General features: G+C 64.0%; 13 protein-coding genes. 3 read left to right on the top strand and 10 right to left on the bottom strand.

Annotation, left to right across the window (positions count from 1 at the left end):
- Positions 1 to 51: 51 nt before the first annotated feature.
- From ACZYOF_RS01135 to ACZYOF_RS01090, 10 genes are all read right to left on the bottom strand, one after another.
- Complete coding sequence (locus ACZYOF_RS01135; RefSeq protein WP_463714496.1) at positions 52 to 1,317, bottom strand: NupC/NupG family nucleoside CNT transporter; 1,266 nt, start codon at positions 1,315 to 1,317, stop codon at positions 52 to 54.
- A 218-nt stretch (positions 1,318 to 1,535) separates the two neighbouring features.
- Positions 1,536 to 2,294: an SDR family oxidoreductase gene (locus ACZYOF_RS01130; RefSeq protein ID WP_463714495.1), complete on the bottom strand. Its 759-nt coding sequence runs from the start codon at positions 2,292 to 2,294 to the stop codon at positions 1,536 to 1,538.
- 11 nt (positions 2,295 to 2,305) lie between these two features.
- Entirely contained in the window at positions 2,306 to 3,067 is a 762-nt protein-coding gene (locus tag ACZYOF_RS01125) for a proteasome-type protease (RefSeq protein ID WP_130581799.1), read from the bottom strand.
- Positions 3,068 to 3,337: 270 nt separating this feature from the next.
- A complete protein-coding gene (locus ACZYOF_RS01120) occupies positions 3,338 to 4,186 on the bottom strand; it encodes an alpha/beta fold hydrolase (RefSeq protein WP_282527231.1) in 849 nt (282 codons plus the stop codon).
- A gap of 72 nt (positions 4,187 to 4,258) precedes the next feature.
- Complete coding sequence (locus ACZYOF_RS01115) at positions 4,259 to 5,473, bottom strand: acyl-CoA dehydrogenase family protein (protein ID WP_463714494.1); 1,215 nt, start codon at positions 5,471 to 5,473, stop codon at positions 4,259 to 4,261.
- Positions 5,474 to 5,647: 174 nt separating this feature from the next.
- On the bottom strand, positions 5,648 to 6,811 hold the full coding sequence (locus tag ACZYOF_RS01110) for a PepSY-associated TM helix domain-containing protein (protein WP_282527229.1): 1,164 nt from the start codon (positions 6,809 to 6,811) through the stop codon (positions 5,648 to 5,650).
- Between the two features lie 4 nt (positions 6,812 to 6,815).
- The gene (locus tag ACZYOF_RS01105; protein ID WP_463714493.1) at positions 6,816 to 9,137 is read right to left on the bottom strand and encodes a TonB-dependent siderophore receptor; all 2,322 of its coding nucleotides are present in this window, start codon (positions 9,135 to 9,137) and stop codon (positions 6,816 to 6,818) included.
- Between the two features lie 498 nt (positions 9,138 to 9,635).
- Positions 9,636 to 10,481, bottom strand: a complete 846-nt coding sequence (locus ACZYOF_RS01100; RefSeq protein ID WP_130581804.1) for a transglutaminase family protein — start codon at positions 10,479 to 10,481, stop codon at positions 9,636 to 9,638.
- A gap of 148 nt (positions 10,482 to 10,629) precedes the next feature.
- Positions 10,630 to 11,574 (bottom strand): alpha-E domain-containing protein, encoded by a 945-nt coding sequence (locus tag ACZYOF_RS01095; protein ID WP_463714492.1) that lies wholly within the window; start codon positions 11,572 to 11,574, stop codon positions 10,630 to 10,632.
- Between the two features lie 16 nt (positions 11,575 to 11,590).
- The gene (locus tag ACZYOF_RS01090; protein ID WP_130581807.1) at positions 11,591 to 13,012 is read right to left on the bottom strand and encodes a circularly permuted type 2 ATP-grasp protein; all 1,422 of its coding nucleotides are present in this window, start codon (positions 13,010 to 13,012) and stop codon (positions 11,591 to 11,593) included.
- A gap of 228 nt (positions 13,013 to 13,240) precedes the next feature.
- Between ACZYOF_RS01090 and ACZYOF_RS01085 the strand changes: the two genes are divergently transcribed.
- The 3 genes from ACZYOF_RS01085 (at position 13,241) to ACZYOF_RS01075 (ending at position 15,292) form a co-directional block, all read left to right on the top strand.
- Complete coding sequence (locus tag ACZYOF_RS01085) at positions 13,241 to 13,978, top strand: competence/damage-inducible protein A (protein WP_463714491.1); 738 nt, start codon at positions 13,241 to 13,243, stop codon at positions 13,976 to 13,978.
- Positions 13,979 to 14,019: 41 nt separating this feature from the next.
- Positions 14,020 to 14,544 carry a xanthine phosphoribosyltransferase gene (gpt, locus tag ACZYOF_RS01080; RefSeq protein ID WP_463714490.1) on the top strand — a complete coding sequence of 175 codons (525 nt, stop codon included), beginning with the start codon at positions 14,020 to 14,022 and terminating at the stop codon, positions 14,542 to 14,544.
- Positions 14,545 to 14,647: 103 nt separating this feature from the next.
- Positions 14,648 to 15,292: a hypothetical protein gene (locus ACZYOF_RS01075; protein ID WP_463714489.1), complete on the top strand. Its 645-nt coding sequence runs from the start codon at positions 14,648 to 14,650 to the stop codon at positions 15,290 to 15,292.
- Positions 15,293 to 15,371 lie beyond the last annotated feature (79 nt).

Genomic DNA, 15,371 nt, shown 5'->3' with positions numbered 1-15,371 from the left:
AGTGGTGAAATGGATTCCGGGTTCGTCCTTCGGACGCCCCGGAATGACAGGTCAGGTCAACATCCCCACGATCGCGCCCATCAGGCAGGTCGTCAGCGTGCCCGAGACGATCGACTTCAGCCCGAGCGAATTGATCTCCTCGCGCCGCGTCGGCGCCATGGTGTTGAGGCCGCCGATCATGATGCCGAGGCTGGCGAAATTGGCGAAGCCGCACATCGCATAGAGCATGATCAGGCGCGAGCGCGGATCCAGCGCGCCGGTGGGAAGCTTCGACAGATCGACATAGGCGATCAATTCGTTCAGCACGGTCTTGGTGCCCATCAGGCTTCCCGCGGTGATGGCCTGCGACCACGGCAGGCCCATCAGCCAGCACACCGGCGCCATGACGTAGCCAAGCAGGCGCTGCAGCGAAATTTTCGCGCCGCCGATCTCCGGCAGGATCCCGAGCATCGCGTTGACGAGATAGACCAGCGCCACCAGCACCAGCAGCATCGCGACGATGTTGAGCAACAGTTCAAGCCCGGCCGCGGTGCCCTTGACGATGGCATCCATCGTCGAGGACGCGTGCATCTCGGGATCGCTGGAGGTTCCGGGTTCGAGCGCTCCGCCGGTGCGCTGATCGGACGTCTCCGGCACTATGATCAGGCTGACCAGGATCGCTGCCGGCGCCCCTAACACGGAGGCGATGACGAAATGCGCCGCGGCATCCGGGATCAGCGGCGCCAGCAGGGTGGCGTAGAGCACCAGCACGGTGCCGGCGATTCCGGCCATGCCGCCCGTCATCACCAGGAACAATTCGGCGCGGGTGAGCTGTGCAAGATAGGGCCGGATGAACAGCGGTGCTTCCACCATGCCGAGGAAGATGTTGGCGGCGGTGGAGAGCCCGACCGCGCCACCGACGCCGAGGGTGCGCTCCAGCAGCCAGGCCATGCCGCGCACGATCGGCGGCAGCACGCGCCAGTAGAACAGGAGCGTGGTCAGCACGCTCATGACCAGCACGATCGGCAGCGCCTGGAAGGCGAGGATGAAGTCCGCGCCCGGTGCCTTGAGGTCGAACGGCACCGGCGCGCCGCCGATATAGCCGAACACGAAGGAGGTGCCGGCGCGCGAGGCAGCGGCGATCACGCCGACGGCCTCGTTGATCGCGCCGAAAGCCGATGCCACCAGCGGCACCTTGATCAGCACCAGCGCGGTGACCAGCGTCACGATTAGTCCGACGATCGCCTGCCGGACCGACACCGCGCGGTGCTTCTCGCTGAACGCCCAGGCGATCAGGAGCAGCGCCACCACCCCGAACGCCGATTGCAGTTGTAACATTCACAGATCTCCCGAACGATTATGGCAGCACGATCTGCAAGTGCAATGCCGCTCCGTTCGGGAGCGGTGAACTTCCTTTGTTCTGGATGTTGTTTCTGTGGACGCCGCTTCCGCCACCGTCATTGCGAGGAGCAAAGCGACGAAGCAATCCACTGTCTCCGCGAGTGGAGAGGTGGATTGCTTCGCTTCGCTCGCAATGACGGTGAGAGCGGGGGCGCTTAGCCCCGCCCCACAAACGGCATCTTGCTTGCCATTACCGTCATGAACAGCACGTTGGCGTCGAGCGGCAGGTTGGCCATGTAGGCCACCGCATCGCCGACCGCCTTCGCGTCCATCCGCGGCTCCGGCATCTTGCGGCCGTCGGGCTGCAGCACGCCGTCGACCATGCGGTCGGTCATTGGGGTCGCGGCATTGCCGATGTCGACCTGGCCGACCGCGATGTCGTACATGCGGCCATCGAGATTGGACGCCTTGGTCAGGCCGGTGATCGCGTGTTTGGTCGCGGTGTAGGCGGCGGAGAACGGCCGCGGCGCGTGCGCGGAGATCGAGCCGTTGTTGATGATGCGCCCGCCGCGCGGGGTCTGGTCCTTCATGATGCGGAAGGCGTGCTGGGTGCACAGGAACGGGCCGGTGAGGTTGGTGTTCAGCACCGCCTGCCACTGCGCCAGCGGCAAATCCTCGAAGTTCACCGGCGGCGCGCCCATGCCTGCATTGTTGAAGAGCAGGTCGAGCCGGCCATAGGTGTCCGTCACCTTGGCGAACAGGGCCGCGATCGAGGCGGGATCGGTCATGTCCGCCGGCACGCACAGGCTCTTGCTGGCATCGCCGCCGAGCTTCTGCGTCTCCTGCAGCATGTCCAGCCGACGGCCGGCCAGCACCACGGTGAAGCCGGCATTGATCAGCGCCAGCGATGCCGCGCGTCCGACGCCGGTGCCGGCTCCGGTAACCACAGCTATTCTCTTTCCTGCTTCGGCCATCGTTTCCTTCCTTATTGTTTCTTGGATTCAGTTTCGGTCTTGTACGGCGGTCTCGGGATATTCCGATGCGCCGCGCGGAGCGCCGCCGACCAGCGCGAGCGGAGATCGTGGAAATAGGGTTCGCCCGCCTCGATCCGGTGATTGAGGTCGGCCTCGCAGGCGTCGTTGCGCACCACCAGCACGTCGATCGGCAGTCCGACGCCGAGGTTGGAGCGCATCGTCGAATCCATCGAGATCAATCCGGTCTTCAGCGCCTCATAGAGCTCGACATCGTAGTGCATGGCGCGGTCGAGCACCGGCTTGCCGTATTTGTGTTCGCCGATCTGCAGGTAGGGCGTGTCGGTGGTGCATTCGATGAAGTTACCGGCAGTGTAGATCATGAACAACCGCATCCGCGAGCCCTTGATCTGGCCGCCGAACAAGAACGAGACATCGAAAGAGACGTCTTCCGACCTCAGCGCCTCGCCTTCGGTCGCGTGCACTGCGCGGATGGCACGGCCGATGCGCTGCGCGGCCTGGAACATGGTCGGCGCGTTCAGGAGCGTCTCGACCTCTCCGGTTTCAGGGTCTTCCATGCCTTCCGTCAGCGTCGACAGCACCGACTGGCTGATGGCGAGATTGCCGGCGCTGGCGATCGCCATGATCCGTTCGCCGGGCTGGGAGAAGATGTGCAATTTGCGGAAGGTCGAGACGTTGTCGAGACCGGCATTGGTGCGGGTGTCGGCGATCATGACGAGGCCATCGCGCACCAGGATTCCGCAGCAATAGGTCATTTCCGTCCCCGAAAGTCCGAACGTCTCGGCGCCAAACTAGTAGCCAATTTCGGGATGTGATCCAACCCCAATTCCCCAGGGAACGGCATTGCCTCCGCGATGGAAGCTGCTCTCCCTCTCCCGCTTGCGGGAGAGACGAGCAAAGCTCGCTCCGGGAGGGCCGGGGGTGAGGGTGTCTCCACGATGGGACTTTCCGTGGGGAGAGAGCCCTCACCCGGATCGCATCTGGCGATGCGATCCGACCTCCCCAGGGGAGGTGAGGACGTCGCGCTAGCCTTCCAGAAAATCCAGCAGCGCCGCGTTGAACAGCGCAGGATCCTGCAGGAACGCGAAGTGGCTGACATTGGGAAGGATGAGCAGGCCGGCGCCGGGAATGGTCGCGGCCATGTATTCGGTATGCTCGCGCTTGATGCCCTCGTCATACTGGCCGTCCGCGATCAGCACGGGGGTGCGGATCGCGCGCAACTGCTCGTCGGTCCAGTTCGGCTGGGTCTCCCACATCTTCTCGATCTGGTGCAGGAACTGGTCGAATTCCCCAGGCGTCGGCGAGAGGCGCTCATACTCGGTCTTTGCGCGCGCGATGAACTGCGCGAAGGTCGGGTCCTTGTCGACGTCCGGCTTCAAGCCTGACGTCTGGGTGTTGGCGCCGAACGCAAACACGCGACTGACCCGATCGGGATGGCGCATCGCCATATCCAATCCGATGATGGCGCCGTCGCTCCAGCCGACGATCGCCGCACGCGGGATCTGCAGGTGATCGAGCAGCGCGACGACATCATCCGTCATCAGGTCGTATCCGAACGGCTGCGCGTTGCGCGTGCTGCGGCCATGGCCGCGGCTGTCGACCAGAATGACGCGATGCCTGCGCGCGACCTCCGGCACCTGCAGGCCGAAGTAATCGGAATTGGAAAGCCCGCCATGGAGAAAGACCACCGGGCTTCCTTCGCCGAGTTCGGCGTAATACAGGCTGATACCGTTCACCTGCGCTTGCGCGCTGCGCCCGGCAACTGGTGCCGGTGTCGCCGGCAGGGTCTGCCATCGCTCGACTGCGGCGGCGCGGTCGAGCGACGCCAGACTGGCGAGAGCGGCGATGACGAAGTGACGTCGATTCAGATTCATGATCGATGCGCGCTCCCGGGGCCCTTCAGCCAGATGGTGACGGCAAATATGGTTTAGCGTAGCCTATCATCATCATGCCTGTCCGGCATCCTGCGCCGAGCCTGCAAGGAGCAGTTTGCCGCCAGCAACATACTGCCGTTGTTGCACAGCGGCGTGCTGCGCGGCGACGTGCGCGTCGCGCAGGCGCCGCTGCAGCGGCGAAGTCTCATAGACCGCGCTGCTTCCGGCAAGCGCGAAACACGCGTCGACTATCCGAACGCAGGTGGCGGCGATCCAGGTCGCGGCCTGCGTGCTCTCGACAACAAGGCCTTCGTCGTTCAGCGTTCCCGCCAAGGCGTGGTGCCAAAGGCTTGCGGTCTGCGCCTCGCAAAAGGCCTGCGCTGCCCTGATGTCAGCAGAAATGCGGCCAAGCTCGAACTGGAATCTCTCGGAGTCGCGCATCGGCGTGATTGCCCGGAACTGCTGCCGTCCCGTATGGGCCAGCGCCACCAATTCGTCGACGGCGCCTTCAGCTATGCCGACGGCGACCGCACCGTGAAATATCGGCACCAATTGCCGCACCGCCGGATAGAGCGGACCCGGCACGCAAGGCATGCCGCGTTCGACATCGAAGAAGTTGGCCTCGGGAACCAGTACATCGCGCAGCACAATGTGATGGCTGCCGGTTCCCTTCAGACCGGCCGCATGCCAGGTATCCTCGATTTCCCAGTTCTGCGCCGGCAACGCAAAGCCGCGAACCACCGGCTGCCCGTGCGGACCGGCGAGCGGTTTGCCGTTTTCGTCGGTCATGATGCAGAACCCAGCCATCCACTCTGCGTGCTTGCAGCCGCTCGCGAATGGCCATCGGCCGCTCACCCGGAAGCCGCCCGCCGCAGGCTCGGCGGTTCCGGCGGGCTGCGCGGATCCGCAGATGGGTACGTCCGGTCCGTTCCGATAGATGCGCTCGTAGGTTTCACGTGCTCCCCAGGTCGCGAAAAGACTGCCCCCGCTAGCCACCATCGCGGTCCAGCCGATCGAACCGTCAAGCCGGGCCAGAGCCCGGATGACCTCCAACCCTTCCGGCAGGGCAAGTTCCATTCCGCCATAGCCCCTCGGCACGAACAACCGAAAGATGCCGATCGATTTCAGTCGATCGATCAGGTCGGGCGGGACGCAGCGTGCGGCTTCGATCTCGGCGGCGCGAGCCGCAATCTCGGGAGCCAATTTCCGGATACCGGCGAGCACGGTCTTGTTGCTGTCCGGCGCCGTCAGGGTACGAAGGTCACGAAATTGGTCTTGATGGAGCATTTGTCTCGACCTCTCTTGCGGTAAAGGTGTCGCACGAGAGAATGGAGACGCGGCGCTACCGCATGGTTTCAGCGAGGTCGCTCTGGATTACGGCTGTAACGCGGCGCTAACGTTTCCGCGAGTGGGGCGTGCGGCGATCTCGATCAGCGCGGTCGACGCTCCGCCGGAGACGATTCACGAACCCGCCAGCGATGCCGCCGCGGCGGCCGGCGAGGATGGAGCTTGCCTTGCCGCACCAGCCGGCCTGCGCTTGCCGAGCCAGAGATAGATGCCGCTCGCGAGCACGACAATGGTGGCGAGATCGAGCAGCGCCCAGATGATCTTGAGCGGCAGGCCGCCGTAATCGCCGAAATGCAGCGGGCGCGACACCTGCAGTGTCCGCAAGTACCACGGCAATCCCTTCGCGGTGACGAGTTGCGCGGTCTCTGCATCGACCAGCACCGGCGTGAACAAGCGCGAGGTGATCGGCGTCGATCCCTTGGTCCAGACGATGAAGTGGCGCGGCGTGCCGAACGGCGCTTCGGTCGGCAGCACGAGGCTGACGGGCGTGTTGTCGCCGAGCGCCTGGCGCGCGGTGGCAACGACGTCATCGATGGAAGCGAATTTCAAGAGCGGCGGCTTGCCGAGATACGGCGCGATCAATTCCGGCATCACCTGCGCACGCCAGGCGTTGAACAGCGGCAGTGATATCGTATTGATGACGCCGGTGAAGCCGACGGCGAACGCCCACACCAGCGTCACCGCGCCGATCAGATTGTGCAGGTCGAGCCATTTGGTCCGCCGCGCGCGGGCGCGTCGCACCTCGCCGAAATCGAGCCGGCGCATGAAGGGCGCGTAGAGCATGACGCCGGAGACGACGGCGACCACGAACAACAGGCCCATGACGCCGAGGAACAACTCGCCCGGCAGTCCCATCAGCATGTCGCGGTGGAAGATGCGGATGGTCCGCATCAGCCCGCCTTGCTGCGCGTCTTCCCCGAGGATCTCGGCGGTCCGCGAATCGAAGGACAGCTTCAAGAAGCGCTGTCCCGGCGGTGGCACCGGCGTCTGCGACAGGAAGACGTTGACGACATTGGCGTGGTCGTCGTCCCAGTTCAGGATTTGGACGTAGCGTTCCGGATGGCGCGCCTTTGCCGCGTCAATCAGCCTGCTCAGCGAGGCTTCCGGGGTATCGGGTGGAAGTTCGCGCGCGGCGATCTCCGGCTTAAAAAGGTCGTCGATCTCATCGTGAAAGATCAGCGGCAGACCCGTGATGCACAGCATCAGCATGAACAGCGTGCAGACAAGGCTGGTCCATTTATGGACCAGCGACCACCATTTCACGGACTGCGCGGTCATCCCATCACCATCGGTAGGTCATTGTTGCCAACACCGTGCGGCCGACCGCCCAGCGGCAACCGCCCGCCGTGCAGAGCGAGACGTAGCTACGGTCGAACACGTTGTTGACGTTCAGCGCCGCGCTCAACCCCTTCAGCTCATTGAACCGCATCCCGAAATCATAGGATAGCGCCGCGTCAAAGGTCGTGCTGGCGGGAATGATGTTGGCCAGCACGGGGCTGTTTGCGACGATGGTCGGCACGGTGAGATTGTTGGCGTTGGTCGTGTACATGTCGCTCATGTAGCGGACACCGCCGCCGAAGCCGAAGCCGACCGCCGGACCATTCTGCACCACGTAGTTGGCCCACAGCGAGGCCGTGTGCATCGGCGTATTGGCGAGCACCTTGCCGTAGTCGACGTCCAGTGGCGCGGTGATCCGGTTGTCGAGGTAGGAGTATTGCCCGCGCAGGCTCAAGCCGGGCAGGGGGCTTCCGACCACCGATCCCTCGAAGCCTCGCGAGGTGACCTCGCCGACCTGGGCGGTGGAGTTGGGCGGGATGCCGGGGCCGGCAATAGCGCTCACCACGTTCTGCTGCTTCAGATCGTAGACCGCGGCGGTGAATATCAGGTTGTAGCCCACCGGCTGGTACTTGACGCCGACCTCGACCTGCTCGCCCGTGGTCGGCTTATAGGGCTGGCCGTTGGACAGCACACCCACGCTGGTCGGCTGGAACGACGTCGAATAGCTGACGTAAGGAGCAACCCCGACGTCAAAATTGTAGATCGCGCCGATGCGGCCGCTCGACTTCTCGTCATTGTTGAGGACGCGGGTGCCGAGATTGAGCGTATTACCTTCGGCCCAGTCGTAGCGGATGCCGCCGAGCACGGTCAGCTTGCCGAGCTTCGCCTCGTCCTGCACATAGACCCCGCGCTGCTCGAGGTGCTGGTCCAGGTTCTGGAACGCCGATGTCGGGACCGCGATGTTCTGGGTGTAGTTTGGCGCAACGATGTCGAGCGTGTTGGTGGGGGCGAAGCGTGCCAGATTATTGAAGTCGAAACGCTGATAGTCGAAGCCCGCGAGCACAGTGTGCTGCAGCGAGCCCATGTTGAACTTGGCCTGCAGTTGGTTGTCTGCCGCGAAGGTGTTGAGGTTTTCGTTGGTGGAGAAATAGTTTCGCCTGATGGTGCGGCCGTCGGCCAGGCGGAGGGTGGGGCCGGCGCCCGTTGTTGTGAAGGCGCTGGGCTGCACCTCGATGTAATTGAGCTCGTTGTGCAGATAGCGCACGTTCTGGCGCACCATGAAGATGTCGTCGAAGCGGTGCTCGAATTCGTAGCCGATGGTCGCCTGCTTGTATTTCAGGCTCTCGTAGTTGAAGTCGCCGGCGAAGAAGTTCCGGGGAATTTGCCCATAGGTGCCCGGCACCAGCGTGCCCTGGATCGGCAGCAGCGCAAAGGCGCCGCCCTTCGGGTCTTGCCGATAGCTCGTGAGGAAGGTGATGGTGGTGTCGATATCCGGCCGCCAAGTCCAGGCCGGCGCGATCGCGTATTTCTCCTCGCCGATATTGTCGACCTGGGTGTTGGCGCTAAGTCCGATGCCGGTGACGCGGTAGAGCAGTGTCTTTTCCTTGTCCACGGGGCCGCCGACGTCGAACGCGCCCTGGATGCGGTCGAACGTGCCGGTTTGCAGCTGGACCTCGCCGAAGGGATTTTCGGTCGGGCGCTTGCTGACGAGGTTGAGGATGCCGCCGGGCGAAGCCGCGCCGTAAAGGATCGACGCCGGGCCGGTGATGAGTTCGGCGCGCTCGAGCAGATAGGGATCGATGCGCGGCGCGCCGAACGGCCCGCCCTGCAGGCGCAGGCCGTCCAGATATTGCTCGACGGCGAATCCGCGTGCGTTAGCTTGCTGGAAGCGGAAGTCGGTATCGTTGCTGAAATAGATGCCGGGCGCGTAGCGCAGGAGATCTCGGATGCTCTGCGCCTGGCGGACATCCATCTCGCTGCGGGTGATGACGGCGACCGAGCCCGGCGTCGACATGATCGGCGCGTCGGTCTTGGTGGCGCCCGAGGCGCGGCTGGCGACGAAGCCGTTGGTACCTGCGTTGACGCGCTCCGCGGTTGAGACCGTCGCAGGCCTTGACTGCGATTGCGCCGAAGGATTGGCGGCTTGCCGGTCGCGGCGCTGGCTCTCTCCACTCCGCGAAGCGGCCGCCCTGCGTTGCGGTGCCGCGCGCTGCGGGCGCGTCGGCGCATCGACCGTCACGGGCGGCAATGGAGACGCTCCGGATTGGCCGGCGGTCTGCGCGTCCACGGGCGAACCCGAGAGCAGCAGGGCGCCGAGCGCCAGCATGCTTGCAGAACCATTGAATACGTTAAATTGCGAAAACAAAATAACACGACGTGCGAGGTCGTGTGCAGTCCAATGCATGTCAGTGCCCCATCCGGCGATCGCTGCGCTGGCGGAGTTGATCCTTGACCTCACGCGACGTTCGCACCCGCACGCGTCTTAGGTGTCGACACTGTCCGCGTCGAGTTGTCGCGTTTTTGAATCTTTCGAAACCGGATGCGGGACGATTCTTAGAAGGCTTCGAATATATCGGCTAACTGATCGGCGATGCTTTTGAATCTGGCACACACGTACTCGCACGCGAGAACATCAGACGAGATACAATCGCGCTGAAATGCCGCAAGCTGTTGCAAATTGACCGCAACACTTTGCTGCCTTGCAGGTATCGCTATGCTCATTTCAACTATCTGGTTGGGAATAGTTGGTAGCTATCGCGGGAAATCTTGGTCGCGCGAGAGTAGTTCAACGATGCGCGAATCGATGAGGGCCTGCCTGCGTCTCTCACTGCGACTGCGATTGCGATTGCCATTGGCCGGGACGGCCGGCCTGCTCGACCTTGACTGCGACGGTGAGCGTCTCGGTGCCGCCGCCATAACGGGTGCCGCGCACCGGGGCGGCGCCGAGATAGTCGAGACCGACGGCGACGCGGGCGTGGGCATCGGTGGTGCAGATGCCGTTGGCGGCATCGAAGCCAATCCAGCCGAGACCAGGCACATAGGCTTCCGCCCAGGCATGGCCGGCGGCCTGGTTGACCGTGCCGTCGGAACGGAAGAAGTGGCCGGAGACGAAGCGGGCCGGCACGCCGCCGGAGCGCGCGCAGGTGATGAAGATATGCGCGTAGTCCTGGCACACGCCGCGCTTCAGCGCGAACGCTTCCGCCGCCGTGGTGCCGCTGTTGGTCGGGTCCTCGTCGAACGCCAAGCCCTCGTAGATTTGCACCATCAGCGCATGCAGGAACCCGAGCACGTCGCCATCGGCCTCCGAGCGCAACTCGCGGGTGAGGGCGGCCATCGCCGGATTGACCTCGGTCAGCGCGGTCGAGCGCAGGAACAGGCTTGGCGGAAAGCGCTCGTCGGTGCCGCGCAGCACGCCGCCGGTGTCGTGGGTCTCGATCTGCCCCTCGCAATGGATGGTGAGGTCGGCGAGCGGGCCGTGGGTCAGCACATGCGTGACATTGCCGAACGCATCCTCATGCGTGTCGAGCCTGCTGTCGGTCGAGACGTCGATCTGCCAGTCCGCGACGTACTGACCGTCATGGCTCGTCGGCGTCATCCGGAGGATCTGGATCACGCCGGAAGCCTGGGGCTCGTAGCGATAGGTCGTGGTGTGGGCAATTCGCAGGCGCATGGCGTACCAACATCAGGTTGGGATCGTCATGCCCGGGCTTGTCCCGGGCATCCACGTCCTCATCACTTGGCCGGCATAGCAAGACGTGGATGGCCGGGACAAGCCCGGCCAGGACGGGCGGGCGTGTGGCTGCGGGCATCTTAGCCCATTAAATCAGATATTGCCTCGTTATGATCTCACCCAGGCGTGAATTGTCTGCAATGAACTCCTGGATGAATTCATGCACGCCGTGCTGGAAGACGTCGTCCATATGGCTGTGCTCGAGCCTGTTGCGGATGCCGCGGGCGTGGCGCTGGGCGGCACCCTGGCGGCCATAGGCGACGCCGATCTGGTCGAGGTTGCGCACCAGATTGCCGTAGCAGCTCGCCAGCGACCGCGGCAGCGTGTCGTTGAGGATCAACAGGTCGGCGATCAGCCAGGGCTTGAGCGTCTCGCGGTAGACCCAGTGATAGGCCGTCAGCGCCGACACCGAGCGCAGGATCGAGGTCCACTGGTAATAGTCGAGCGGGCCGCCGATATGCTCTTCCTCGGGCAGCAGCACGTGATATTTCACGTCGAGAATGCGCGCGGTGTTGTCGGCGCGCTCCAGATGCACGCCCAGCCGCGAGAACCAATAGGCATCATTGCGCAGCATGGTCCGATAGGCCGAGCCGTCGAAACGCAGTGAAGTCTCCTGCACGAAGCGCAGGAACTTTGCCAGATCCTCTCGACTTCCGGTGCCCTTGGACCAGACCGCCTGCAGCTCGATCCAGGCGGCATTGATGGTGTCCCACATCTCGCTGGTCAGCGCTGTCCGCACCGAGCGCGCATTGAGCCGGGCCGCCTCGATGCAGTTCTTGATCGAGGAAGGATTGTCTGATGCGAACGACAGATATTCGACGACGTTCGCCTCGTTGGCTTCCTGGTAGTGGTTGTAAAAACTCTGGCCGACGCCGGCGGTCATCAGCGCCGAATCCCATTCGTTGGTCTTGCCGATATAGGCGGCCGGCAGCGCCGTGACGCGCAAGGTGGCGTCGATGGTGCGCGCGAGATATTCCGCGCGCTCGACATAGCGGGCGAGCCAGTACAGGTTTTCGGCGGTGCGCGACAGCATGCGAAAGCTAAACCCTCTACTCGTCCAATATCCAGGTGTCCTTGGTGCCGCCGCCCTGGCTGGAATTGACCACGAGCGAGCCTTCCTTCAGCGCCACCCGCGTCAGCCCGCCCGGCACGATGGTGACGCGCTCGCTGCCGGTCAGCACGAACGGGCGCAGATCGACATGGCGCGGCGCCAGCCCTTTTTCGGTGCAGGTCGGGCAGGTCGACAGCGCCAATGTCGGCTGGGCGATGAAGCCTTCGGGCTCGCGCTTGAGCTTGTCGCGGAACGCCTCGATGGTTGCTTTCGTCGCGGCCGGCCCGATCAGCATGCCGTAGCCGCCGGAGCCGTGCACTTCCTTCACGACGAGGTCGTCGAGATGGTCGAGCACATAGGCAAGATCCTGCGGCTCGCGGCAGCGCCAGGTCTGCACGTTCTTCAGGATCGGCTCTTCGGAGAGATAGAATTTCACGATGTCGGGCATGTAGGAATAGATCGCCTTGTCGTCGGCGATCCCGGTCCCGACCGCATTGGCGAGCGTGATATTGCCGGCGGCATAGGCCGACATCAGCCCGGGCACGCCGAGCGCGGAGTCCGGGCGGAAGGTGAGGGGGTCGAGGAAATCGTCATCGACGCGGCGGTAGATCACGTCGACGCGTTTCAGCCCCTCGGTCGTGCGCATGAAGACTTCATCGTTCTTGACGATGAGGTCGCGCCCTTCGACGAGTTCGATGCCGAGCTTGTCGGCGAGGAAAGAATGTTCGTAATAGGCTGAGTTGTAGATGCCGGGCGTCATCAGCGCCACCGTCGGCTCGGCCGCGGCACCACGCGGCGCGACCGAGCGCAGCGCCGCCAACAGCTCGTCCGGATAGCGCTCCACCGGCGCGACACGGTGACGGGCGAACAGGTCCGGAAACAGCCGCATCATGATCTCGCGGTTTTCCAGCATGTAGGACACGCCCGAGGGCGTGCGCGCGTTGTCCTCCAATACGATGAAGTTTTCCGGATCGGTCCGGATGATGTCGATGCCGGCGATATGCACATACACATCGTGCGGCACGTCCTGGCCGTTCATCTCCGGGCGGAACACCGGATTCTGGAAGATCATGTCTTCCGGGATGATATTGGCGCGCAGGATGTCGCGGCCGTGATAGATGTCGCGCAGGAACATGTTGAGGGCGAGCACGCGCTGCTTCAGCCCCTTTTCCAGGAGCGTCCATTCCTTGGCCGACAGGATGCGGGGGATCACGTCGAAGGGGATCAGCCGCTCCTGGGCTTCGGCATCGCCATAGACCGCAAAGGTGATGCCGATCCGGCGGAACAGGAGCTCCGCCTCCTGGCGGCGATATTCCAGCGCATCCGGCGGCGTCTCCGACAACCAGCGGGAGAGCTCCTGGTAGGCCTGGCGGATTTCGGCGCCGCCCTGGCCGTTCATCTCATCGAATGCAACTGCCATAAATCCCGAACGTCCTCCGAAGCCATACGCCACAGTGCATGACTTGACGGGATGGTAGCAAGGGGCGGGCCAGCGGGATATGCATTGGCTGGCGACATTTGGTATGGGTGTCTCAAGGGGCTGCTCGAAAAACCGGCTGCCACCTGCTTATTTCGGCAGCAAAGACCCGCGACTTCAAGGTGCTGCGTCGGCGGGGCCCGGGGGCGGAAAAGGGTGAGGAAAGAGACCATGAGCGAGATCGTCACGGCTGGCCTTCTGGTGATCGGCGACGAGATCCTGTCCGGCCGGACTAAGGACAAGAATATCGGCTTCATCGCCGAATACCTGACCAATATCGGCATCGACCTGAAGGAAGTGCGCGTCGTCGCCGACGACGAGGACGATATTGTCGCAGCCCTGAATGCGCTGCGCCATCGCTATAGCTATGTCTTCACCACCGGTGGCATCGGCCCGACCCATGACGACATCACCGCCGACAGCGTCGCAAGGGCGTTCGGCGTCGGGATCGATCACCATCCGGAGGTGGTGGCGCGCTTCCGCGAGCGCTGGAGCGACCAGGACCTGAACGAGGCGCGGCTGCGCATGGCACGCATCCCTGATGGCGCCGAACTGATCCAGAGCGCGACCATCCTCGCGCCCGGCTTCAAGCTCGGCAATGTCGTCGTGATGGCGGGCATACCGACCATCATGCAGGCGATGATGGATATCGTCGCGCCGAGGCTGAAATCGGGCGTGCGGATGCTGTCCGATTCGGTCCGCGCCAATGCGCGGGAAGGCGACATCGGCGGGCCCTTAAGGGAGATCGCCATCGCCCATCCCGACACCATCATCGGCAGCTATCCGTTCATGGACGAAGAGCAGCGGCCGAACACCAATCTGGTCGTCCGCTCCCGCGATCCGGACAAGCTCGCAGCGGCAATGGGGGCAGTGAAGGAGATGCTGGCGAACCTGCAGGCGACGCGTTAGAGCGGCGCCGAAGGACGGCAGAAGGACTTTTGGAGAGAAAGATGGCGGCGGACACGACCCTCAACGCGCAGGAGCGGGCAGGCAAGGCCTTTCCGGTCTCCTGGGACCAGTTCCATCGGGACTGCCGGGCGCTGACCTGGCGGCTCAACGAGGTCGGGCCATTCCAGGCCGTGATCGCGATCACCCGCGGCGGCCTGGTGCCGGCGGCGATCGTGGCGCGCGAGCTCGGCGTGCGCGTGATCGACACCGTCTGCATCGCGAGCTATGACCACACCAAGCAGGGTGACCTTCAGGTCCTGAAGGGCATTTCAGACGTAACCGCCAGGCTGGGCAATAACACCGGCAAGGGGCTCCTGATCGTCGACGATCTCGTCGACACCGGCAAGACCGGCAAGATGGTGCGCGAGATGCTGCCCGACGCCCATTTCGCCACCGTCTACGCCAAGCCGAAGGGCCGGCCGCTGGTGGACACCTTCATCACCGAGGTGTCGCAGGACACCTGGATCTTCTTCCCCTGGGACACCGCGCTCTCGTTCCAACCTCCGATCCGCGACGGCGCGGCGTGATGGAAGGCGAATAGCGAATGGGGAATGGCGAATAGGGGGACTATTCGCCATTCGCTACTCGCCATTCGCCACCAGAAATGATTGCGGTATCGTGAGCGCTCCAATGCCCCTGCAGAACCGCGTCACCCCAACGGGCGAGATCGTCACCACGCCGCACCGCGGGTTGTTCACCGGCAACCGCGGCATCATCCATGATCCCGCCACCAGGACACTCCTGAAAAAGCGCTGGTCAAGCCCGGCGTGGCTGACATGCGTGTGCGAATTCCGCGGCCGGCGCCGCAAGGTGATGGGCGGGCGAAGCTGGACCGAATTGTTCTTTCTCGATGAAGCGACTGCGTTTGCGGCCGGCCATCGCCCATGCTTCTTCTGCCGCCGCGATGATGCCAACCGGTTTCGCGCCGCGTGGGAGCAGGGCAATGGCGCGAAAAACATCCACGCGTTCGAGATCGACGCCGTGCTGCACCGTGAGCGCCTCGACCGCGGCCGGAAGCGGCTGCATCCGCTGCCGACGCCGCTCGCGAAACTCCCCGACGGCGCAATGGTGCAGGCCGGTGAGGAGAGCTATCTGGTCGTGAGCGGCGCGCCGCTGCGCTGGTCGTTTGCGGGCTACGCGCGCGGCAACATCGACACGGATGCTGCGCTGCTGCTGACGCCGCCATCGACGGTTCGTGCCTTCGCCGCCGGCTATCAGCCCGTGCTGCATCCGAGCGCGACACAACCCGTAGCCCGGGTGGAGCGGAACGCGTAACCCGGGACAGCCGCGTCCGCATCTACGAGCGGTCCCGGGTTACGCTGCGCTTCACCCGGGCTACGGAGCTCAATGCGAC

The organism is Bradyrhizobium sp. LeoA1Lang (genome assembly GCF_055413685.1).
Note: the sequence above shows the minus strand (reverse complement) of the source record. Positions and strands in the feature narration are given on the sequence as shown.